Origin of the sequence: Stenotrophomonas sp. NRRL B-14846, assembly GCF_050473585.1 — a bacterium.
GTDB lineage: Bacteria > Pseudomonadota > Gammaproteobacteria > Xanthomonadales > Xanthomonadaceae > Stenotrophomonas.
The window spans coordinates 2,933,191-2,953,860 of sequence record NZ_JBFLUN010000022.1; the positions used below are offsets into that span (position 1 = coordinate 2,933,191).

The following is a 20,670-nucleotide window of genomic DNA, read 5'->3' on the forward strand; positions in this document are numbered from 1 at the left end:
TCCACGCAGGGCGTGGATCTGCTTCGTGCATGCCGCCAGCCCAAACTAAAAAGGGCCGCACGAGGCGGCCCTTCTTCGAACACCTGAGTGCGTTGGCTCAGTTCTGCTTGGCCACGCGCAGCACCTTCGGGGTGACGAACACCAGCAGCTCAGCCTTGTCCTTGTTGCGGCCGCGCTTCTTGAACAGGTTGCCCAGGAACGGCACGTCGCCCAGGAACGGCACCTTGCTGATGCTGTTGCGATCGGTGAACTCGTAGACGCCACCGATCACCACGGTCTGCCCATCCTCGACCAGCACCGCGGTGTTGACTTCGCGGCGGTTGATCGACGGCACGGTGCCGTAGCCTTCCAGCTGGATCAGCTGGTCGACTTCGTCCTTCTTCACCTGCATGTTGAGGAACACGCGGTTGTCGTTGGTGATGGTCGGGGTGACCTTCAGCTCCAGCACCACTTCCTTGAACTGCACGTTCGGCGTTGCCACGCCGCCAGCGGTACCACCGCTGATGGTGACGTAGCCGATTTCCTTGCCCTGCTTGATCATCGCTTCGCGCTGGTTGGTGGTGACCACGCGCGGGTTGGAGATCACCTCGCCTCGCGATTCCTGCTGCATGGCCGACAGCTCCACGTCCAGCAGGTAACCGGCATTGAGGATCGACAGCGCCAGCGAACCCGGGTTGCTGGCGGCGGCCACCGGCAGGTTCCAGTTCAGGCCACGGGTGATCGCCGAGCCGGATTTCACCGGCGGCGGGCCGACCCGGCCACCGGCTTCCCAGTCACGCTCGGCCTTGGCATTGGCCAGGTCGGTCGCAACCTGCGACTTGCGGGTCTCGGCGTTGGCATCCAGGCTGCCGCTGAAGTACACGTTGTCACGGCTGCCGCTGACACCGAACTTCGCGCCCAGCTCGCGGGCGAAGGTATCGGTGGCGATGACGATGCGGCTTTCGATCAGCACCTGGTCGACCGGGCGGTCGATCACGTTGATCAGCTCGCGCATGCGCGCGATCTTCTTCGGAATGTCGCTGATCATCAGCGTGTTGGTGCGCTCGTCGGCCACGATGCGGCCGCGCGAGGACAGGAAGCCACTGTCTTCCTGCGAGGAACCACCGCCGCCGCCGCCACTGCCGCCACCACCACTGCCGCCGATGCCCTTGGCCTCGGTCAGCGCTTTGAAGATCTGCGTGGCGCTGTGGTAGTTGATCTGGATGTAGTCGGTCTGCAGGTCTTCGCGGTTCTCGATGGCGATGCGCGCGTCTTCCTTCTCCTGCTCGAACTTGGCCAGTTCGGCCTGCGGCGCCACCCAGATCACGCTGCCGTCGCGACGCTTGTCCAAGCCCTTGGCGCGCAGCACGATGTCCAGCGCCTGGTCCCACGGCACATTGACCAGGCGCAGGGTCACATTGCCCTGCACCGAGTCGGACGCAACCACGTTCAGGTTGGACTCCTCGGCGATCAACTGCAGCACGGTGCGCACCGGCACGTCCTGGAAGTTGAAGGTCACCGGCTTGCCGGTGAAGCCGCGCTGGCCGACGGCCTTGGCCGCCTGGGTGACGCTGCCGGCGGTGACCGCGCCGACGGCGGCCTGGGCCTGCCGCGGGCTAATCTCGACCACGTACTCGTTGCCGCTCTGGTAGGCCAGCGATTCCACGGCGCCACCGGTGCTCAGCACCAGCTGGGTGCCGGCACCGGACGGCTTGGCGTCGATGCGCTGCACCGGCGTGGCGAAGTCGGTGACGTTCATCGGCTTCTGCAGGTTGGCCGGCAGTCGGGCATTGCCGACGTCGACCACAACGCTGTTGCCCTGCGTGCGCAGGTCAGGGATCGCGCCCTGCCCGTCGAACTGCACGATCAGGCGCCCGGCGCCGTCATCGCCACGCTTGAAATCGATCTTGGCCACCGACAGGCCAGCCGGCGCGGCGGCCGGTGCCACGGTGGCGCCCGCCGGCTTTTCCGCCGGTGCGGCAGCCAGCGCCGGAGCGCAGGCCAGCATCAGCGCGACTCCCAGCGCGCTGACACGGTTCAAGGTAGAGCGCCGGATGGGACGCAGCCCCTTGGCTTGGTGAAAGGTCATCGTGCTATCCCCAGTAAACGATCATTGATCTTCAAGCGAGAGCGTTGCCGGCCGTTCCAGCCAGCCACCCGCGCCATCCGGCACCAGTTCGATCAGCTCCACGCGGTCTTCGAAGACCGCCGTGACCCGCCCGTCGCTCTGCCCCAGGTAACCACCCGGGCGAACCCGGTAGGTGACCTTGTCCGGCCCCATCACCAGCGCCACGGTGCCTGCACCGGTGCCGATGGTGCCGACCATGTCCAGCGCATCCAGCGGGAAGCCTTCCAACGGCTCCTTGCGCCGGTTCGGGTCCGGTCGCAATCCGCCATTCCCCTGCTGCGGATTGGTCCAGGCATCGGTGAACGGATCGCGCATGCCCTGCGCGGAGTATTCAAAGGTCTCGAACTGCTGCATCACCGGCAGCGGCTCCAGCGGCTGCGCCGGTCGCGCACGCTCGCCTTCCACCCACTTCTCAAGGTTAGGTGCGTCGCCAGGCGTGCTGGTCACGCCACGGCCGCAACCGGCCAGCAGCAGCACAGCCAGCACCATCGCACCACGTACGGTCTGCGCGCGCATCACTTCTTGCCCTCCTTGCCAGCGTCGGCCGCCTGCTGCGCCTGCACTTCGGTCTCGTCCAGGTAGCGGTAGGTCTTGACCGTACCGGACAGTTCCAGTGCACCGCTGCGAACGTTGCCGCCGGTCTTTTCCTTGGGCTTGAGGTTGATGTCATGCATGGTCAGGATCACCACCCGCGGCAGCGAGGCCACGCCACTGACGAACGCGCCGAACTGGTGGTAACTGCCCACCATGCGCAGCTTGATCGGCTTCTCGGCGTAGAACTCCTTGATCTGCTCCTGCTCCGGCTCGAACAGCTCGTTGGTCAGGCCGCTGGACAGCGCGGTCTGCGAGATGTCGATGATCAGGTCGGGCATTTCGGTCTTGCTCGGCAGCTGCCGCAGCATCTGCTGCAGCACCTGCTCCATCTGCGCCAGCTGCTGCTTCAGCGGCCCCAGGTTCACCGCGCGTTCCTGCTGCTTGGTGAACTCGGTGCGCAGCTCGACTTCCTTCGATTCCAGGCCGGCCAGTTCTTCGCGCTTGCCGCTGATCAGCAGCATCCACGCCACGAACATGATGACCAGCGCCAGCAATGAGCAGAAGACAATCTTGGCCTTCTGCGGCCAGTTGCCGATGTCGTTGAAATCCAGGTTCTTGATGTCGATCTTCTGGCTCATGCGCGGTCCCCCTGCAGCAGCGCATTGAAGGCCTGCGGCGGCTGCGCCAGGCGGCTGCCCTCAGGCTTCGGGGCAGGTGCCGGGGCCGGCGCGGCGGCCGGTGCGGCCGGCTGGTTGGGCTTGGCCGGAGTGGCCGGAGTGGCCGAGGGTGCAGCGGCCGGTGCGGCGGGAGCCGCTGCCGGCTGGCCCGCTGCCGGAGCCGCAGGCGTCGCGGCATCCGGACCTGCGGCCAATGGAGCCACCGGTGCCGGCGCAGCCGTCGCCACCGAGCCATCGGCGTTCAGGCCCGGCGTCGCCGAAACCTCTTCACTCTGTGCCGGCAGCTTCACCTTGACCACGAACACGTAGGGCAGCGCCTTGATGTCGGCCAGCGGGCCGGCCTTGCCGTCCTTGTCCTTCTCCGGGTCACGCGCTTCGATGATCGACAGCTCCGGGTTGGTCATCCAGCCGGACGTCTCAAGGTTGCGCATATAAGCCGAAACGCGGGCGTTGGACTGGGTGCGGCCTTCCAGCGTCAGCACATCCCCTTCCTGCTTCAGCGCGGTCAGCACCACGCCGTCGGGAATGGTGCGCACCAGCGCGTCGAACAGGTGGACCATCTGCGAGCGCTTGGCCTGCAGTTCCTCGATCACCTTCTTGCGGGCCAGCAGGCGTTCCTTCTGCGCGTCGAGACGATCAATCTCCTTGTTCTGTTCCTTGACCTTCTCGATCTCGGCTTCCAGATAGGCGTTGCGGTCCATCTGGCCGCTCACCTGGCGGTCGTAATAGAACCAGATCATCAGCGACAGCAGCAGGCCACCGACAGCGGCCATGCCCAGCATTGCGTAGAACTCGCGCTGGCGTTGCTTGCGCCGCTCGGCGCGCCAGGGCAATAGATTGATGCGTGCCATCAGTCAAAGCTCCTCAGCGCCAGACCGGTCGCGATCATCAGCGCGGGGGCATCCTGGGCCAACGCATGCGCGTTCACCTTCGGCCCCAGGGTCATCTGCGCCAGCGGGTTGGCGACCACGGTCGGCACGCCCAGCTGTTCCTCGACCATCTCCGGCAGGCCGCCAAGCACAGCGCAACCGCCGGCCAGCACGATGTGATCGACGCGGTTGAATTCGCTGCCTGCATAGAAGAACTGCAGCAGGCGGCTGATCTGCTGGACCGTGGCTTCCTTGAACGGCTCCAGCACTTCCATCTCGTAGCTTTCCGGCAGGCCGCCCTGGCGCTTGGCCAGCCCGGCTTCCTCGTAGCTCAGGCCGTAGCGGCGCATGATCTCGTCGGTCAGCTGCTTGCCACCGAACACCTGCTCGCGGCTGTAGAGGCTACGGCCGCCGCGCAGGACATTGAGGGTGGTCATGGTGGCGCCGATGTCGACCAGCGCGACCACGCCGTCGATGGACACCGGCAGCTCGCTGGCGACCAGGGCGTAGGCGTTCTCGACCGCGAAGGCCTCCACGTCCATCACCTTGGCCTGCAGGCCACCGAGTTCCAGCGCGGACTGGCGCAGCTCGACATTCTCCGAGCGCGACGCGGCCAGCAGCACCTGGACCATCTCCGGGTTGTTCGGGATCGACCCGATCACCTCGAAGTCCAGGTTCACTTCCTCGATCGGATACGGAATGTAGTTGACCGCTTCCAGCTCGATCTGGGCTTCCATGTCGTTTTCGTCGAGATCGGCCGGCATCGGGATCACCTTGGTGATCACCGCCGACCCCGCGACGGCGGCAGCGGCCAGTTTGGCCTTGCTGCCTGAACGGTTCATCGCCCGGCGGATGGCCTCACCCACGGCCTCCACTTCAACGATGTTCTTCTCCACCACCGCATTCGGCGGAAGAGGTTCCACAGCGTAATGTTCCACGCGGAAACGATTGCCGCTGCGGGACAGCTGCAAAAGCTTTACCGCAGTCGAACTGATGTCGACGCCAACAAGCGGCGACTGACTTTTTGGGATGAGCCCCACGGTTTCTCCCCTGCCGACGGGCACTTGGACGCAAGAGCTGCGTCCGCGCATTAATAACGTATTCTTAGCAAATGGCAACCGCCCTGCTGTGAAATCCCTCACGGATTCACGATGCAGCCCCTGGCAATTCCCCTTGCGCTCCCCGGTGCCGACCCCAGCCGCCACCTTGCGTAATCTATACTCTGCGACCACGAAATTCGCAATCGGAATCTGAACCCGATGACTCGACTCCGCCGCTGGCTGCGCTGGATCTTCCTGATTGTCCTGGTCCTGGCGCTGATCGGCGCGGCCGCCGTGGGCGGTCTGTACTATGCCGTTTCCTCCAAGCTTCCCGACGTGCAGACCCTGCGCGACGTGGAAATGCAGGAGCCGATGTACGTCTATGCTGCCGACGGCAAGCTGATGGCGGTGTTCGGCGAGACCCGGCGTACCCCGATCACCATGAAGGACGTGCCCGAGAAGCTGAAACAGGCGTTCCTGGCCACCGAGGATGCCCGCTTCTACGAGCATGGCGGTGTGGACTACATGGGTATCGGCCGCGCGGTGTGGCTGCTGGCCACCACCAACGACAAGCGCGTGCCGGGTGGTTCCACCATCACCCAGCAGGTCGCCCGCCAGTTCTTTCTCAGCTCCGAGTACAGCTACACCCGCAAGCTGGCCGAGATCCTGCTGGCGCGGAAGATCGAGTCCGAGCTGAGCAAGGACGAGATCTTCGAGCTGTACCTGAACAAGAGTTTCTTCGGCAACCGCGCCTACGGCGTGGCCGCTGCCGCCGAGTTCTACTACGGCAAGAAGCTGAACGAGCTGGACCTGGACGAGATGGCCTCGCTGGCCGGCATCCCCAAGTTCCCCTCGTCGGGCAACCCGATCTCCAACCCGGAACGTGCCCGCCAGCGCCGCGACAACTACGTGCTGCAGCGCATGGCCGACCTGAAGTTCGTCAGCCAGGCCGAGGCCGACGCGGCCAAGGCCGTGCCGATGCACGCCACCGCGCATGAGCCGCCGGTACAGGTCGATGCGCCCTACGTGGCCGAGCTGGTCCGCCAGGAAATGATCGCCCGCTTCGGCGGCGACGTGGTCAACAAGGGCTATCACGTCACCACCACCATCGACTCCACCCTGCAGACCGCCGCGAACCAGTCGGTGCGCGACGGCCTGCTGCTGTACGACCACCGCCACGGCTGGCACGGCGTGGAGAAGCAGGTGCAGCTGGGTGCCGGTGACGACACCGCCGCCCTCGCCGAGCACCTGCGTGGCATGTTCGGCCAGGCCGGCCTGCTGCCGGCGATCGTCGCCAGCACCGGTGCCGACGGCAGCGCCACCGTGGTGCTGGCCAACCGTACCGAGATCGTGCTGCCGGCCGGTGCCGCCAAGTGGACCAACAAGACCCCGGGCAAGCTGGTGCAGCGCGGTGACATCGTGCGCGTGCGCGCCGGTGCCAAGGAAGGTGAGTGGCTGCTGGACCAGATCCCGCGCGGCCAGTCCGCGCTGGTCTCGCTGGATGCCCACAACGGCGCGTTGAAGGCGCTGGTGGGTGGCTTCAGCTTCTCCGGCAACAAGTTCAACCGCGCCACCCAGGCCCGTCGCCAGCCGGGTTCGAGCTTCAAGCCGTTCGTCTATGCGGCGGCCTTCGACAAGGGCTACAACCCGGCCTCGATCGTGCTCGACGCCCCGGTCGTGTTCCGCGACCGCCGCGGCAAGACCTGGGCCCCGCAGAACGACGGCGGCGGCTTCCGTGGCCCGATGCGCCTGCGCGAAGCGCTGGTGCAGTCGCGCAACCTGGTCTCGGTGCGCCTGCTCGATGGCATGGGCGTGGACTACGCGCGCAAGTACATCAGCGAGTTTGGCTTTGCCGAATCGGAGCTGCCGCCGAACCTGTCGATGTCGCTGGGCACCGCCTCGCTGACCCCGCTGTCGGTGGCGCGTGGCTACGCCGTGTTCGCCAACGGCGGCTCGCGCGTGGACACCTGGCTGATCGACCAGGTCAACGACCGCGACGGCAACCTGGTGTTCAAGGAAAACCCGGCGCTGGCCTGCCGCGACTGCGCCGGCAGCAGCGACCAGCCGGTCAACCAGGTGGTGGACGGCTTCAACTTCGGCGCTCCGGCCCCGAAGGTGGACCCGGCCGCCGCGGCCAAGGCCGAAGCCAAGGTCGAAACCCCGGCGGCACCGGCCAACCCGGATGCCCGCACCGCCCCGCGCGCGATCGATGCACGCACCGCCTACCAGCTGGTGTCGATGATGCGCGACGTGGTCCAGCGCGGTACCGGCGTGCAGGCCAAGGTGCTCGGCCGCGAGGACGTGGGCGGCAAGACCGGCTCCACCAACGACCACCGCGACGCCTGGTTCTCCGGCTTCGGCGGGCCGTACGTGACCACCGTGTGGGTGGGCCGCGACGACTTCCGCTCGCTGGGTTACCGCGAATACGGTGGCAAGGCCGCCCTGCCGATCTGGATCGACTACATGCGCACCGCGCTGAAGGACACCCCGATCGCGCAGAACGACCCGCCCAGCGGCATGGTCCAGGCCACGCTCAACGGCGCCACCGAGTGGGTGAAGGTGGAAGACATGGACCGCCTGACCGACTACGACCTGAACCTCAATACGCCGCAGGCCGACGCCGCCGCGTTCGATATCTTCTGAGGAAGGGTGCGGTGGGTGCCAACCGCGGGTTGGCATCGATGCTGCCCCTGGTAGCCGCCAACCTTGGTTGGCGCCCCGCGCCGACCAAGGTCGGCACCTACCAAAGCGGTTGCATCCGCCATACCCACGCAGATGTCACATCCGTGCGCTAGTCTGTAGCCAGGTCGCAACAGGGAGTCATCGCATGCATCGCGCCCGTCAGCATGCTGCCAGCCAGACCCGCGAGCGGCGCCACCGCCTCGCCCACGAAGCCGCCCGCCTGATGGCCGAAGGCGGCATCCGCGACTATCACCAGGCCAAGTTGAAGGCCGCCAGCCGGCTCGGCATCCACGATGATGCCTCCCTGCCCCGCAATACCGAGATCGAGGACGCCCTGCGCGAGTACCAGCGGCTGTTCTCCGGGCCCCAGCACGGCAACGAACTGCAGCGCCGGCGCGAAGCCGCCATGCGTGCTCTGGAGTTCCTGCACGGCTTCGCCCCGCGCCTGGCCGGTCCCGTACTGGACGGCACCGCCGACGCCAACAGCCCCGTGCAGCTGCACCTGCACAGCGACGACCCGGAAGCCGTGCACCGCTTCCTGGACGAACACGGCATTCCCGCCGAGTCGCGGACGCGTCGCCTGCGCATGGACCGTGAGCGCTGCCTGGACGTGCCAGTGTGGGTGTTCAGTGCCGAAGAGCTGACCTTCGACCTGGCGGTGTTGCCGTATGACGCCCTGCGCCAGGCGCCGCTGTCACCGGTGGATGAGAAGCCGATGCGGCGCGCGTCGGTGGCGCAGTTGCGGCAGGTGCTGGCCGAGGCGGAGATCACCGCGTACATCGGCGGATGACGGTAGCTCCGGTCTTTTGGTAGGTGCGGACCGTTGGTCCGCACGGTCCTTCAGGCGTCCGGATACCTGACCGAAGAGCAGCCGAGCGCGAATCATGCCCTGGGCCCGGCGGCAGGTTCCGCGCGCATGGCGATGCGTTCATCAGGAGTGCGCCCACAGATCCTTCGGCGCGGTTCGACTCTACAGAGAGCATGGCCTCTCCTTTGGTGGGTGCGGACCGTTGGTCCGCACGGTGCTTCAGGCGTCCGTACGCCTGACCGAAGAGCAGTCGAGCATGGCTCGACTCTACATGTAAGCGCGCTCACCCTGCCTACCGCAGCTCATGCGGCTCCTTTGCATCACCGGTCAGCAGCCGCGCCAGCCACGGCGCACCCGCGCGCCGTGGGTACTCCACCATCATCCGGGCGTGCATGTCCTGCAGATCAGCCAACAGCCAGGTCTGGTTGTAGACGTCGCCGAACGCGTCGGACCAGGCCGTCTGTATCCGCGCGCGCTCCCCTCCATTGAGGTTGGGCATCCTGTCCAGCGGCACCTCCAGCACCGGCGCCAGCGCCTCGTTGATGGCCGTGTTTTCCGCCTGCGCTGCGCGGAGCAGTGACAGCCGATGCTTCAGCTGCCAGCACGGGTATGGGAAGCAGCTTCCCGTGGCCTCGATGTACGCCGCCATGTCGGCCAGCATATGGGCTTTCAGCTGCCACACCATCGCACTGTCCAGCAGCTCCCGTACCCGCATCGTGCGCAGCGTACCGGCCCGGACTTCTTCTGGCGTGGTGAACGGCTCGCCGGGCGTGGTGCCGCCATGCTGCACCAGCACGATGCGATGGATCGCCTCGCCGGTGATGTTCTCCACGCGCAGCGCTGCCACCTCCGGGTGGACGCGCGGGGGCGGGACGCTCACCACCCGCCAGTGGTACCAGAGCACCAGCACCATGCCGGTCAGGCACAACAGGGTGAACAGCACCCAGCTGTCCAGATTCCGGGTGTAGTAGAAGTACCGCGCCCGCCACAGATAGAACGTGCGGTAGCTGATGAACCGGCTTACCCATCGGTACATGGCCATTTCCTCGGCAAGGACCCCGGCGCGACGGGGTGGATTACGCGCGTCACGCCAGGGCTCCATGGCTTACCAGCCGATGCCCACACCCACGCCCATGCTGCGCTCGCCGCTGTTGGTGAACGCACCATTGAGGCTGAAGGTGGCCGAGCCCTTCTCGTTGAGCACACGCTGGTAGCCCACGGCCATCGCCGACTCACCCTCGCTATAGCCCACACCCGCACCGAGGCGGTTGTAGGTGGCCAGGCCGGCGGTGTTCATCGCCATCGCTGTCTGCGCACTGCTCATCGCCGCCATGCGGTTGAAACGCTTGTCCATCTTGTCCAGGCGGCGCTCGACGTTGCTGATCGCACCATCGGTGTACTCGTTGGCGCGGGCCAGCATCTTCTCCAGCTCGGCGGTGTCCACCTGCGGCTTCGGCGTGTCGTCCTGCTTGGCCTTCGGCTGCGGCGTGGGCTTGTCACCCTCGCCTACCGAAGCGACCTGCTGGGAGTCCTTGCCTTCCGGCACCACAGGAGTTTCCTCGGCCTGCGGCTTCGGCACCGAGGACGTCGCCAGCGCACGCGGTACCGGGGCATCGTCGATGCGCTGCTCCAGACCGTCCATGCGGCCGTTGAGCTGCTGCTGCATCGAATGCAGCTGGCCGCCGTTGACCGCATCACGGCTGCCGGCCGCGATCAGGCCGTTGGCCACGTTGGAGATGACCATGCCGTTGGCGCCTGCGAGGGTGAGCTGGTTGACACCGTCGGCGCGGACCGAGGGAACGTCCTGGAAGACGGAGCGGAGCTGGGTTTCGACCCTGTCCACGCGCGACGTGTTGGTGACGACCGCACCATCCAGCGCCTCCAGTGCACCATTCAACGTGGACTGCGCCTGGCTCTGGACGTTGAAGCTCGGGCCAACGATGTTGCCGTTGGCATCCACCTCGCCGCCAAGGGCGGAGAGCGCACCGCGCAGCTGGCCGACGGTGGCGGCGTTGTGATTGGCGGTGCCGTTGGCGATGTTTACGAGGCGGCGCTTCGTTCCAACATTACCAAACGATACAACTCCTGCCTCGGTCGCATGAGAGCTGGTTCCGAACGCGATAGAACCGTGGGCTCCGGGTTCGACCCTTGATCCAACGCCGAACGCAATGGCTCCGATTGCACCCGGCTCGCCAGCCCTACCAACCTCAGCTCCAGTCCCGATGGCAAAGCTGGAATCTGAGCCTTCGTAGACAGTAGATGCTCGTCCGAGGGCAATTGAGTTTCTTCCCATTGCTTTGGCGAATGTTCCAATCGCCGTGCCACCCTCAATGCCCGTCTTTGCCAAGTTTCCAATGGCGAGACCAGCCGGACCAGCCTGAGCCTGACCATATTCAGGAGCCGTGCCCACGCTGAGGTATTGACCGATGCCTTCCAAGGCCGACACACGGCTATTGGTCTTATAGAGCTGACTGCCCCGCACAACGTCCGAGCTATCAGCCGAAAGCTTCCCCTCGGCCACGCCAGTCAAACGCGCACCACCGAAGTCGATTGGGCCGTTTACATCCAACCCTCGCATTGCCTGCTGCCCCATCTCCCGCTCCTTGCGCATCGCGTCCAGATCATCCCGATTCTGCGAGATCTTCTGTTCTGCGGCGTACAGCTGGTTGCCCGTAACGGCATCGCGGCTTCCTGGGGCCACTTGGCCGTCGGCAAGATTGGTCAGCACCATGCCATTCACGCCATTCAGCGCGATCTGGCTCGTGCCGTCGGCACGAGCCGAAGGTGAATCCTGGAAGATCGAGCTGAGCTGACCTTCCACCTTGTCCGCGCGACGGCCGGCGGTGATGACGGCGCCATCGAGTGCCGTCAGCGCATCCTCGACGGTGCTCTGCGTTCCGCCCTGCACCGTGTAGGTCGGGGCGATGATGTTGCCATTGGCATCCATGCCTGCGGCGCCGCCGAGCGTGGCGAGGGAATCCTTCAGCTGGGCAACGGTGGTGGCGTTGTGGTCAGCAGTACCGCGCGCGATGTTTACAAGGCGGCGCTGAATGCCAACACCGCCAAATGACGCAACCCCATCTTCATCTGCTTGGGAACCATTTCCTAGTGCTAGCGAGCCGTGAGCCCCGCTTGCAACCCTTGCGCCTGCACCCATCGCCACACCACCACGCGCGCCGCCAGCATCTCCACCGACCTGTGCACCGGCCCCCATTGCGAATCCACTCTCGGAATCCACAGAGACGGCTGCCCCTCTACCGATTGCCGTGGAGTTCTTTCCCATCGCCTCCGCAAACGTGCCTACCGCAGTTCCTCCCTCCAGCCCCGTCTTTGCTGAATTTCCGACCGCAGTACCCGCCACGCCCGCTTCTGCGCGTTCACTGAATGGAGCTGACCCGATACTCACAAACTGCGCGACACCCTCAAGATCTGAGACGCGTGAATTAGTTGAGTACAGCTGCCTACCAGACACAGCTTCGGCACTGCTGGCGTTCAAGGCTCCATCCGCCACACCACTGATCTTCCGACTGGCATTGGCGCTATTGCGCACGTCCAAGGTCGTTCCGCTGTTCTTCTCGCCCAATCGCACATTGCCAGAAGCAGATACCTGCGCCACCAGTCCACCCAGCGCCACTGTCTCGGCCAGCGCCTTGGCGGCATCTGTCTTTGCCGCGGCAGCCTCCGTGCCCGCAGACCTGGCAATACCCTCCACCGCCGCCACCTTGTCATTGGTAGCATTGAGCTGCTTGCCGTTGACGGCCTCGTAGCTGCTGGCGCCGACCGCACCATCAGCCACACCAGTCAGCTTCCGGTACGCGTTCGCGCTGTTGCGCACATCCAAAACGGTGCCGCTGTTCTTCTCGCCAACACGAACGTTGCCGTTGACAGCGGCTTGACCGACAAGACCCTTCAGCACTCCGGTGTCAGCCAGTGCCTTGCCCGATTCCACCTTTGCGGCATTGGCAGTGGTGGTCGCTCCGTCAGCTGCTGTCTGGGCCTTGGTCACGGCCTGGTTGGTGGTATGAAGCTGGTTGCCAGTGATGGCATCGGTGCTGCCGGCCCCCACCACACCATCGGCGATGTACTGGATCTTCCGCTTCCTGCTGGCGCTGCCAACCGATACCGAATTGGCTGAGGCGGTTACTGCACCTGCACCCAGCGCAACGGCATTCTCATGCGAGGCCTGAGCGCGGTCGCCCAGCGCCACGGAGCTGGTGTTCGTAGCCTTGGCCAGATTGCCCAATGCGCTGGCGAATTGCGCCGTCGCCTCACTGCCACGCCCCAGTGCGGTGGCCTGGCTGGCACTGGCCTTGCTCAGATAACCAACCGCCGTAGCGTGCTCTGCCTCGGCCTTGGCGTCGCCGCCTACGGCAATAGAGAAGTTGCCGCTTGCGTTTGCACGGAAGCCGGTTGCAACGGCGCCGTTGGCGCTACGGGTTCCGGCGCCGACCGAGACACCCGCGTTCTGATTGGCCACCTTGTTGCCGTCCGCATCCACGCCAGCGCGCGCGTCGTCGCCCAGCGCTACGCTGCGGCCGTTGTACGCCTTTGCGTTGTTACCGAGTGCGGTGCTGATGCCGTAGCTGCCGTTCTCTGCGGTAGCGCCTCTGCCCAAAGCCAGGGTCGTCGCATCGATGCGATTCGTGGCAGCCTGGGCAATGGCCCGTACCGCTGCCGCGTCCATTTTCGCAGCATCTGCAGTCTCCTCGACGACGCCCAGCTTGGTACTGGTGGCATGAAGCTGCTTGCCGGTGACCGCGTCCGTGCTGGTGGCGCTCAAGCGGGCATCAGCGACATTGGTAACGCGTCGCTTGATTGATGAGCTACCAACAGAAACCGAGTTTGATTCGTTTGCCTCGGAGGATGCACCGATGGCCGCCGAATTGTGTGCAAGCGCCTTGGCGTGGTGCCCCAACGCCACTCCACTGTACTCAGCACGCGAGCTTCCTCCCAGCGCGATAGCCCCCGAGTAACCCGCCGTCCCCGCAAACGCGTCTCCGCCGATGGCAATTCTGGACACACCGGCCGTACTTTCCACCGTCTTGGAGCCGCTGCCAATGGCGATGGAGTTGTGCGATATCGCTCTTGCATTCTGCCCTACTGCTACGCTACCAATATCTTGGGCAAAAGATAGGGAGCCAACCGCCGTCGCATATCCAGCGTTGCCAGCAGTGGCGCCAAAACCAAGGGCCACGCTGCGGTCGCCAATGGCTGCCGCATTGACTCCGAACGCAGCGCTGTACTTGCCTGCGGCGGATGAGTATTTGCCATAGCTGACGGACTCACTGCCATCCAGAATCCCGATGCCCGAGTACGCGGACATCCACCCTGAACCGGCATGCGTTTCCCTCGATTCGACGATTCCGCGACTGCACTGACGTGCATCATCAACGCTCTCGGTGCATTCCTCGATGTCCCGCGCGTGTGCGTAGGGAGCTGAAAGCAGGGCCGCGGCCAGCAGTACGCCGGAATTGCGGAGGCGGGGCCGTGCATCCTGGCGCCCTCGTGCCGAGGCCAGCTCGCTTGCCACAGTCCAGCACTTTCTGGCTGCATTCCAGATACGACGATAGATCTTGTTCATGGTCTTCCTTAACAGGACAACGGAAATGAAGCCCCGCACGAGCGCGGGGCAATGAAGGTCAGGCGCTCGGCGCCAGGGTCGTTACGTGATCTCGGTAACTGTCGTTCGACAGGCGGTACTGCAGCTGCAGGGTGTTACCGGGCTGGAGTTGGAACGGCAGGGTCAGCGCAGCGTCGGGGTAGAGGCTCTTCGACAGCTCGCGCGGTGTGCACACGCCACCGGCACTGCACTCGGCAGCGCCAGTGATGCCCACACGCAGCGTGCCGGTGTTGCGCAGGGTGTTGCCCTGCAGTTGCAGATCCACGCTGCCTTTGGCGGGCACTACATTCACCAGCGCGCCCCAGACCAGGCTCACGCCGACGTTGGCCTGCGCCTCCTGCTCGTCGCCTTCCAGGATCGTGCCTTCGGGGCCCTTCACGCCCTCGAAGTAGATGCGATAGGCCGCCTCTTTCTCCACCGTCTGCAGTGGAATCACCCGGATCAAGCGATTGCCACCACCGCTGAGTGCGAACTTGCCAGGCGTGATGGCAATCGCCGCATCGGCAGCTTCCACCTCAATCTCTTCCTCACCCACCTGCGCCGGGTTGTTGATGCGCAGCAACCGCGCCTGCACGTACTGCGGCTGGGTAGATTGCGAGTACACGCGGATCTTCGTGCCGTGCTTGGCGTCCACCGCCGCGCGCATCGGATGAATGGACAGATTGGCCTGTGCTGGCGGGGCCAGCAGTGCACTCAACGGCAACAGGCAGAACAGCAGCTTCTTCATGATGAGCCTCCGTGGGGATCAGGGTTTGGCGGTCGGCACACGCAGCTCTACCGTCAGTTCGCCGTCGTAGAGACCGGGGCGTTTGCTGGCGATGGGTGTGGGCGGTGTTTCCAGCGTCAGCGGGGTGGGCACGCAGTACACGGGTTGGCTGATGCCCGGCAGCAGCACCATGCGAAGCTGTACGCTGTCGATGCCGCGCAGCAGCTGTTCCTCGCCGTGCTTCATCGCCAGCAGATTGCCGCCGTAGTTCAGGCCGACCTGGTAGTCGAGGCGCTGGGTATCATCGCTGCCGCCGTCCTTATGCCAGACCGCGAAGTCCCGCCCCGGCGGTGGCCGCGGCCCGCTGTCGCGCACCGTGACGCCGAGGAATTCGCTCTGCGAACCCACGCCGTCGTAGAGGCACATGTCCACGTCCTTGCGCCCGGCGACGACCTTGCGGATGGGGTCGTAGCGCAGGTCCATGTTGACCAGGGGGGCGACACCGTCGAAACCTGGGAAGTAGATCGAGATCGCGTCGTAGTCGGTGACGGTGAAGTCGAAGTTGAAGACGGCGGTGGCGACCGGCGCTGCGGCTGGGTCGGCCTTGATGTTCAGGCGCATCGTGGCCTTCCAGTGGCCGGCGACGAGGCGCGAGATTTCGTGCTGGGGCAAGATCAACTCGACGCCGGTTCCAAGCGGCTCATCTGCCCCACTCCCGAAACCACACTTGTACCAGTGTGCTTCATTCAGAATGCGCCGCTCCGCGTCCCAGTAGTCCAAACTACAGCGATAGCCCGACATAATCCGCTGAAGGCTTCCTACCGCACGAATCTCTACATGCAGTCCAGTCCTAGGATCAATGAGACGCAACGCTATCTCCGTAGTTCCCACTGACATGCTCGGCTCACCTTCCGTCGGGCAACGCCCAGATTCACTATCAGAAGCAGACCCACAAACCACATGGATCTGCCCATACTTCATCGTCAGGTCGTGACTGAACCCCAACACCGTCCGAGGCGCCCACAACTCCACATCACCCGGCATAGCCGAGCGATCCCACGACATCACGATGTCCCGGGTCTGATCCGCCGGATGCGTTTCCGGCGGCCACTGCGCCCACGCCCTCGGCGCCAGCACCACCAGCACACACACCAGCATCAACACCAACAACACACGCCGGTTCATGGCGTTCCTCCTGCAGCAGCGGTCTGGGGCGTGGCGGCAATCAGCGCGCGTTCCTGCAGCAGCCGGGTCACGCGGGCCTGCTGGCGGATCTGTGCCGGCAGCTGGGCCACGGCCAGCGGCTCGCAGTGCACGGCGCCGACCAGCAGCACCACCTGGCGGCGCTCGCGCACCTGCAGCGGGCAGTGCAGCAGGCGGTCGTCCTGCAGCAGGTACAGCGTTGTCTCGCGACGCGGGAAATCGGCGACGAAGCCGCCGTTGGCGCTGGTACCGGGCACCGGCGCGTTGAGGATGCGTGCGCCACCCAGCGGCGCCCCGGCAAGATCCTTGGCGTTGCCGATGAAGGTGTAGGTCACCTCGATCGGCACCGGCATGCGCATCAACCGCCCGGGGCTGAGGAACATCGGCCGTGCGCCACCCACGCCGGTCACGCGGATGGCGGCGATGCTGTCCAGCGTGCTGGCGTCCTGCACTTCGGCACGGTGCGACTGGTACGACGACAACGGCAGCAACCGGCGCTCACCGATCTGCAGGCGTTGACGGCGCAGGCCGCCCACCTGCAGTTCGGCCGCCACGCCACGCAGGTCGACATCGTCGGTGTCGGCCACCTGCACGGCCAGGCCGGCGTCAGCGCCGTTGCTGCCGCTCCAGTAGAAGCCGCGCTTGCCCAGTGCAAAGCCGGAGCTGTGCATGCCGCTGTAGGCGGTCTCGCTGCGACCGCGCTGCTGGTAGTGCGCCAGTGTGGCGCCGCTCTGGCCCAGGCTGCTCTGCAGCTGGCCGCTGAGCGTGGCGCTGTAGCGGTCGCTGTTGTTGGCGCGCAGTTCGGCTGACAGCTCGCGGTACTGCGCATCGGCTTCCTGGCGCAGGCTTTGGCCAACGCTGTAGTTGATGTCCGGGCGCTGATGCTGCGGCTGGCGCACGTCCACGCTGTAGCGGCGCTGGCCGCTGCCGGCAGTGCCGCGCAGCAGGCGGGTCAGGCTCAGGTTGAAGTAGATGCCGCGGTCGCGTTGGTCGCTGCCGCGCAGGCTGTCGCTGGCACGCTGCTGCCACACACCCACGCGGGTGGAGACGCTGAAATCCTGCCAGCGATGGCTGCGACTGAAGCTGGCCTGCCAGGTGCGACTGAGCTGCGGCTCGCGGCGAGGCTGCCATGGCGCCGACGGCGGCAGCAGCGGGTCCAGCCCGGCCAGCGGATCGTCTTCTGCGCCCGGCAGGATGCGTCCTGCGCGCCAGGTCTGGCGCCGCGTGTAGCCCACATAGGCGCTGCCACCGGCCAGCGGCAGCGCCATCGAGGCACTGAGCGAATTGGTGCAGCCCAGCTGATCGCGCGCGTCGGCCTCGAACTGGCAGGCCTTGCCGCGCATGCGCTGCTGGTAGATGTTCCAGGATGCGGTGCGGCGGTACGACAGCTGGTGCTGCTGGCCGGTGCTGCCATCGTTGCCGCGCATGCCGCCGAAGCTGGCGCGCAGCTCCTGGGTGGCATACAGGCGGCGCAGGTCCACGCGCAGCTCGCCGTAGCGGAAGCCGCCGAGGTCGGCGGCGCCGGCCACCACCGCCACGTCGCGGCCCAGCGGCACGCGCATGCCGGCCACCGCCACGCGTTCGCCATCGAAGCGGTCACTGCGGCGCTCGTTGCGCTTGCCGCCCTGCACGAACCACTGCCACTGGCTGTTGGTCCAGTCGCCACCCTTGTCGAACGGCGCGTCTTCGCTGCGCACCAGCACGCCGTCTTCGTAGATGCGCAGCGTGACGCTGTAGTTGCCGAACGGGAAGTTGCGGGTATCGATCTGGTTGATGCCGGCCTGCAGGTAGGAGGTCTGCAGCAGGCGCGTGCCGTCGTAGGCATCCACGCGTGCGTCGCGCGCCAGCAGTACGGTCAGCGGCGTGGCCTGCACGGCGGCATCGGCATCCACATAGGCCTGGGTGGTGCCCACGCGCAGGCCCTGCAGGCGGTCCAGCGGCAGCATGCTGAAACTGAAGGTACCGCCCTGCGGGCTGGACAGGTTGCGGCGGTCCATGCGCCCGGCCTGCAGGTAGTGCGCCTGCCCCAGGTCGTGGCGGTAGTAGACGTTGTCGAACTCGAACGCGCTGTCACTGCCGCGGCTGCGGTAGCGCTGCTGGTTGAAGTTCCATTCGGCGGAGACATGCCCACGGTCGAACAGGCCCAGCACGCCGGTGCCACGCGCGGACAGCGTCTGGTAATCGCGGCTGCCACTCATATTGATCACCTGCTGGTGCAGGAAGGCGTTCTCGGCGTTGGCGCTGACGCGGTGGAAGCGCTCGGCAGCCGGCTTGCCGGGAATCCACTGGCGGGCGACGAACAGGCGCACCGCGCCCTCGCCTTCGTCGTACAGCGCGCGCACGGCGGTGGGGTCTTCTGGTGGATCGAGATAGCCGCAGCCGGCGGTGGCGCCACCGAAGCGGCAGGCCAGATGGCTGTTGCGCGGCATGGGCTGCGACAACGCGGGCAGCAGTGCGGCCTGCGCCTCGGCGGGCAGATCCAGCGCCTGCAGCACGCTTGCGGGCTCTTCCAGTTGCACGTGTTCCAGGGTCACGTGCACCGGCGACAGCCCGGCCGAGCGGCCGAACAGCTGGATATCGAGTTGTTCGGTCTGGCCTTCGACCAGATCCTCGAAGCCGGGCGGGACGCCGCGTGCGGCCACCAGTGGAGTGGACAATGCCAGGGCGAGCGCGACCGCCAGCCGGGTGACGGCGGGGGCGTGTGGGGTCATGGGGGCACCGCTGGAGAAACGGCCGGCCCGAGTCAGGGGCCGGCGCAGGAACCGCGTTGAATCAGGGCTTCTGGCTCAGCACGATGTTGACGACGCCCGAGTAGCGACCCTGGGTGGTCAGCGGCGCCGGAGCGGTCTGGGCGATGACCAGCGGCATCGAGATCGACGCGCCCGGGGTCGAACCGGCACCGGTGAACAGATCGGCTGCCTTGAATTCGACAGCAGTGAGGCCCAGTGCGCGGTTGTTGAGGCTGACCGTCATCGGCACAGTGATCTTGCCGTCACCATTGGCCAGCACGAATGCACCGCCAATCTTGGCTTCGATATCGGCGGTGTCATCGTTGGAGTGGATGCGCACGTGCTGGGTGTCCGGAATCAGGCCACGCAGCGGATCGTGGGTCAGGGTGACGGCGTCCGGCAGCGCGCTGCCGTCATCACGCAGCAGGGCCAGGGTCGGGTCGACGTCGGCATAGACGGAGATCTTGGTTTCCACGGCGTGCGCGGACAGCGAAGCCGTGGCCAGCGCTGCAGCGAGCGCGGCCTTCTTGATAATGGCGTGCATGGGTTGTCTCTCTCGGACAAGGGGGAATATGAAAGCTCCCCTCCCCAAGGAGAAAAGGGAGGGAAGCGCCGCCCGCGGGGATGGGTGCGGGCGACGGAGAGAATGTTAGGAATCCCTTGTTGTGCAGGCCATTCAAGCTTTCCTAAAACATTCAACGTTAAGGAGAATCCTTGAAGGCGTTCAATGTTTGAGGGTTATGCAATTTCCCTCATTCGGTAAATGCAAAAAGCCTCATTGCCTTGCCTTTGTAGAGTCGACTGCTAGTCGACTGCCTTTCTGACACTGCGCGAAACGCCAGCGCTGCGCGCGCGAGTCGCCTGACAGTCGACTCTACCTCCTGGGCAATGGCAACAGAAAGGACTCCATGGCCGCCACCAGGGCCAAGGGTGTCTCATTCATCGGGTAGTGCCCTGCATCCTCCAGGACCTCCAGCGTGGCCTGCCGGTAGCGGCGCAGATAGGTGCGCTCCATCAGTGTTCGATTGAAGGTGGGATCGTGCCCGCCAACCACCACCTTCAACCGGTGCTCGCCGATGATCTCATTGCTGAAATCCGTGTCTGCCCACGCGGGGAGATAGGCAGCAAACGCATCAGGCGTGGACTGCTCCATTGAATAGCGGGCCTTCCAATCCAGCCAGGCCGCAGGCAGTCTGCCGCCAGTACTGCGATCGATGACGGCCCTTCGGCTGGCCACGCTGCCGGCAGCGTTCTCCAGCAGGCGCCGCGTGGGTGCGTCATAGGCGATGCCGCCGCAGGGAACGGGTGCGATGGCCAGCATGGACCGCACCCGCTGGGGTGCGATCACGGCAATGCGCTCGATCGCCATGCCGCCCATGGAATGCCCCGCCACACTGAATGTCGCCAGCTGAAGTGCATCGGCGAGCGAGAGTGCGTCACGGGCGATTTCGTCGATGCTGTACTGCCCCGCCACATCACGCATGCCGCCGTAGCCACGGCAGTCCATGAAGAAGTAGCTGAAGTGATCGTGTGACAGCCACGGCTCGATCGGTCCGAACGCGTGGGCGTCGCCGAACCAGCCATGCAGGACCAGGACGGAGTGAGGGCCCTGCCCCACGCGGTGAAAAGTGTTGGCCACGAGAGATCGCCACAGTCAGAAGGAGTATTGATGCTAGGCAACGCAGGCCCGGCCCA

The 20,670-nt window shown here is 65.5% G+C and carries 14 protein-coding genes; 2 read left to right on the forward strand and 12 right to left on the reverse strand.

All coding sequences use genetic code 11. The annotated features are described in order from the left end of the window. Nucleotides 1-97 precede the first annotated feature (97 nt). The 5 genes from AB1281_RS15725 to AB1281_RS15745 are packed head-to-tail and all read right to left on the reverse strand — an operon-like array spanning nucleotide 98 to nucleotide 5,227. Nucleotides 98-2,068, reverse strand: coding sequence for a type IV pilus secretin PilQ (locus tag AB1281_RS15725; protein ID WP_430346353.1), 1,971 nt, complete (start codon nucleotides 2,066-2,068; stop codon nucleotides 98-100). A gap of 21 nt (nucleotides 2,069-2,089) precedes the next feature. Beyond that, nucleotides 2,090-2,623, reverse strand: coding sequence for a pilus assembly protein PilP (locus AB1281_RS15730; RefSeq protein WP_005418914.1), 534 nt, complete (start codon nucleotides 2,621-2,623; stop codon nucleotides 2,090-2,092). Further along, complete coding sequence (locus AB1281_RS15735) at nucleotides 2,623-3,279, reverse strand: type 4a pilus biogenesis protein PilO (protein WP_005418916.1); 657 nt, start codon at nucleotides 3,277-3,279, stop codon at nucleotides 2,623-2,625. The genes AB1281_RS15730 and AB1281_RS15735 overlap by 1 nt, the downstream gene beginning before the upstream one ends. Then, nucleotides 3,276-4,169 carry a PilN domain-containing protein gene (locus AB1281_RS15740; protein WP_014038320.1) on the reverse strand — a complete coding sequence of 298 codons (894 nt, stop codon included), beginning with the start codon at nucleotides 4,167-4,169 and terminating at the stop codon, nucleotides 3,276-3,278. The genes AB1281_RS15735 and AB1281_RS15740 overlap by 4 nt, the downstream gene beginning before the upstream one ends. Beyond that, a complete protein-coding gene (locus AB1281_RS15745) occupies nucleotides 4,169-5,227 on the reverse strand; it encodes a pilus assembly protein PilM (protein WP_014038321.1) in 1,059 nt (352 codons plus the stop codon). The genes AB1281_RS15740 and AB1281_RS15745 overlap by 1 nt, the downstream gene beginning before the upstream one ends. Nucleotides 5,228-5,446: 219 nt before the next feature. On the opposite strand from AB1281_RS15745, the gene AB1281_RS15750 reads away from it, so the two are divergent. Both AB1281_RS15750 and AB1281_RS15755 read left to right on the forward strand, forming a co-directional pair. Continuing rightward, nucleotides 5,447-7,870, forward strand: a complete 2,424-nt coding sequence (locus AB1281_RS15750; protein WP_119006729.1) for a penicillin-binding protein 1A — start codon at nucleotides 5,447-5,449, stop codon at nucleotides 7,868-7,870. A 184-nt stretch (nucleotides 7,871-8,054) separates the two neighbouring features. Further along, nucleotides 8,055-8,699: a hypothetical protein gene (locus tag AB1281_RS15755; RefSeq protein WP_012511978.1), complete on the forward strand. Its 645-nt coding sequence runs from the start codon at nucleotides 8,055-8,057 to the stop codon at nucleotides 8,697-8,699. Nucleotides 8,700-9,009: 310 nt separating this feature from the next. Here AB1281_RS15755 and AB1281_RS15760 read toward each other — a convergent pair whose 3' ends face one another. The 7 genes from AB1281_RS15760 to AB1281_RS15790 all read right to left on the reverse strand — a co-directional run bounded on the left by AB1281_RS15760 (nucleotide 9,010) and on the right by AB1281_RS15790 (nucleotide 20,614). Beyond that, on the reverse strand, nucleotides 9,010-9,753 hold the full coding sequence (locus AB1281_RS15760) for a hypothetical protein (protein WP_430346354.1): 744 nt from the start codon (nucleotides 9,751-9,753) through the stop codon (nucleotides 9,010-9,012). Between the two features lie 69 nt (nucleotides 9,754-9,822). Continuing rightward, a complete protein-coding gene (locus AB1281_RS15765; protein ID WP_430346355.1) occupies nucleotides 9,823-14,298 on the reverse strand; it encodes an ESPR-type extended signal peptide-containing protein in 4,476 nt (1,491 codons plus the stop codon). Nucleotides 14,299-14,356: 58 nt separating this feature from the next. Next, nucleotides 14,357-15,064: a pilus assembly protein gene (locus AB1281_RS15770; RefSeq protein ID WP_430346356.1), complete on the reverse strand. Its 708-nt coding sequence runs from the start codon at nucleotides 15,062-15,064 to the stop codon at nucleotides 14,357-14,359. An 18-nt stretch (nucleotides 15,065-15,082) separates the two neighbouring features. Beyond that, nucleotides 15,083-16,228, reverse strand: a complete 1,146-nt coding sequence (locus AB1281_RS15775) for a CfaE/CblD family pilus tip adhesin (RefSeq protein ID WP_430346357.1) — start codon at nucleotides 16,226-16,228, stop codon at nucleotides 15,083-15,085. Beyond that, nucleotides 16,225-18,957, reverse strand: coding sequence for a TcfC E-set like domain-containing protein (locus AB1281_RS15780; protein ID WP_430346358.1), 2,733 nt, complete (start codon nucleotides 18,955-18,957; stop codon nucleotides 16,225-16,227). The genes AB1281_RS15775 and AB1281_RS15780 overlap by 4 nt, the downstream gene beginning before the upstream one ends. A gap of 61 nt (nucleotides 18,958-19,018) precedes the next feature. Then, nucleotides 19,019-19,519 carry a CS1 type fimbrial major subunit gene (locus AB1281_RS15785; RefSeq protein ID WP_087923508.1) on the reverse strand — a complete coding sequence of 167 codons (501 nt, stop codon included), beginning with the start codon at nucleotides 19,517-19,519 and terminating at the stop codon, nucleotides 19,019-19,021. Between the two features lie 330 nt (nucleotides 19,520-19,849). Further along, the gene (locus AB1281_RS15790) at nucleotides 19,850-20,614 is read right to left on the reverse strand and encodes an alpha/beta fold hydrolase (RefSeq protein ID WP_430346359.1); all 765 of its coding nucleotides are present in this window, start codon (nucleotides 20,612-20,614) and stop codon (nucleotides 19,850-19,852) included. Between the last annotated feature and the right edge of the window lie 56 nt (nucleotides 20,615-20,670).

What these genes read in the sequence shown, in the direction of transcription:
- AB1281_RS15755 (WP_012511978.1), top strand. Translation starts at nt 8,055, where the DNA reads ATGCATCGCGCCCGTCAGCATGCTGCCAGCCAGACCCGCGAGCGGCGC.
- AB1281_RS15730 (WP_005418914.1), bottom strand. Translation starts at nt 2,623, where the DNA reads ATGCGCGCGCAGACCGTACGTGGTGCGATGGTGCTGGCTGTGCTGCTG.
- AB1281_RS15775 (WP_430346357.1), bottom strand. Translation starts at nt 16,228, where the DNA reads ATGAACCGGCGTGTGTTGTTGGTGTTGATGCTGGTGTGTGTGCTGGTG.
- AB1281_RS15725 (WP_430346353.1), bottom strand. Translation starts at nt 2,068, where the DNA reads ATGACCTTTCACCAAGCCAAGGGGCTGCGTCCCATCCGGCGCTCTACC.
- AB1281_RS15735 (WP_005418916.1), bottom strand. Translation starts at nt 3,279, where the DNA reads ATGAGCCAGAAGATCGACATCAAGAACCTGGATTTCAACGACATCGGC.
- AB1281_RS15780 (WP_430346358.1), bottom strand. Translation starts at nt 18,957, where the DNA reads ATGACCCCACACGCCCCCGCCGTCACCCGGCTGGCGGTCGCGCTCGCC.
- AB1281_RS15765 (WP_430346355.1), bottom strand. Translation starts at nt 14,298, where the DNA reads ATGAACAAGATCTATCGTCGTATCTGGAATGCAGCCAGAAAGTGCTGG.
- AB1281_RS15770 (WP_430346356.1), bottom strand. Translation starts at nt 15,064, where the DNA reads ATGAAGAAGCTGCTGTTCTGCCTGTTGCCGTTGAGTGCACTGCTGGCC.
- AB1281_RS15740 (WP_014038320.1), bottom strand. Translation starts at nt 4,169, where the DNA reads ATGGCACGCATCAATCTATTGCCCTGGCGCGCCGAGCGGCGCAAGCAA.
- AB1281_RS15750 (WP_119006729.1), top strand. Translation starts at nt 5,447, where the DNA reads ATGACTCGACTCCGCCGCTGGCTGCGCTGGATCTTCCTGATTGTCCTG.
- AB1281_RS15785 (WP_087923508.1), bottom strand. Translation starts at nt 19,519, where the DNA reads ATGCACGCCATTATCAAGAAGGCCGCGCTCGCTGCAGCGCTGGCCACG.
- AB1281_RS15760 (WP_430346354.1), bottom strand. Translation starts at nt 9,753, where the DNA reads ATGTACCGATGGGTAAGCCGGTTCATCAGCTACCGCACGTTCTATCTG.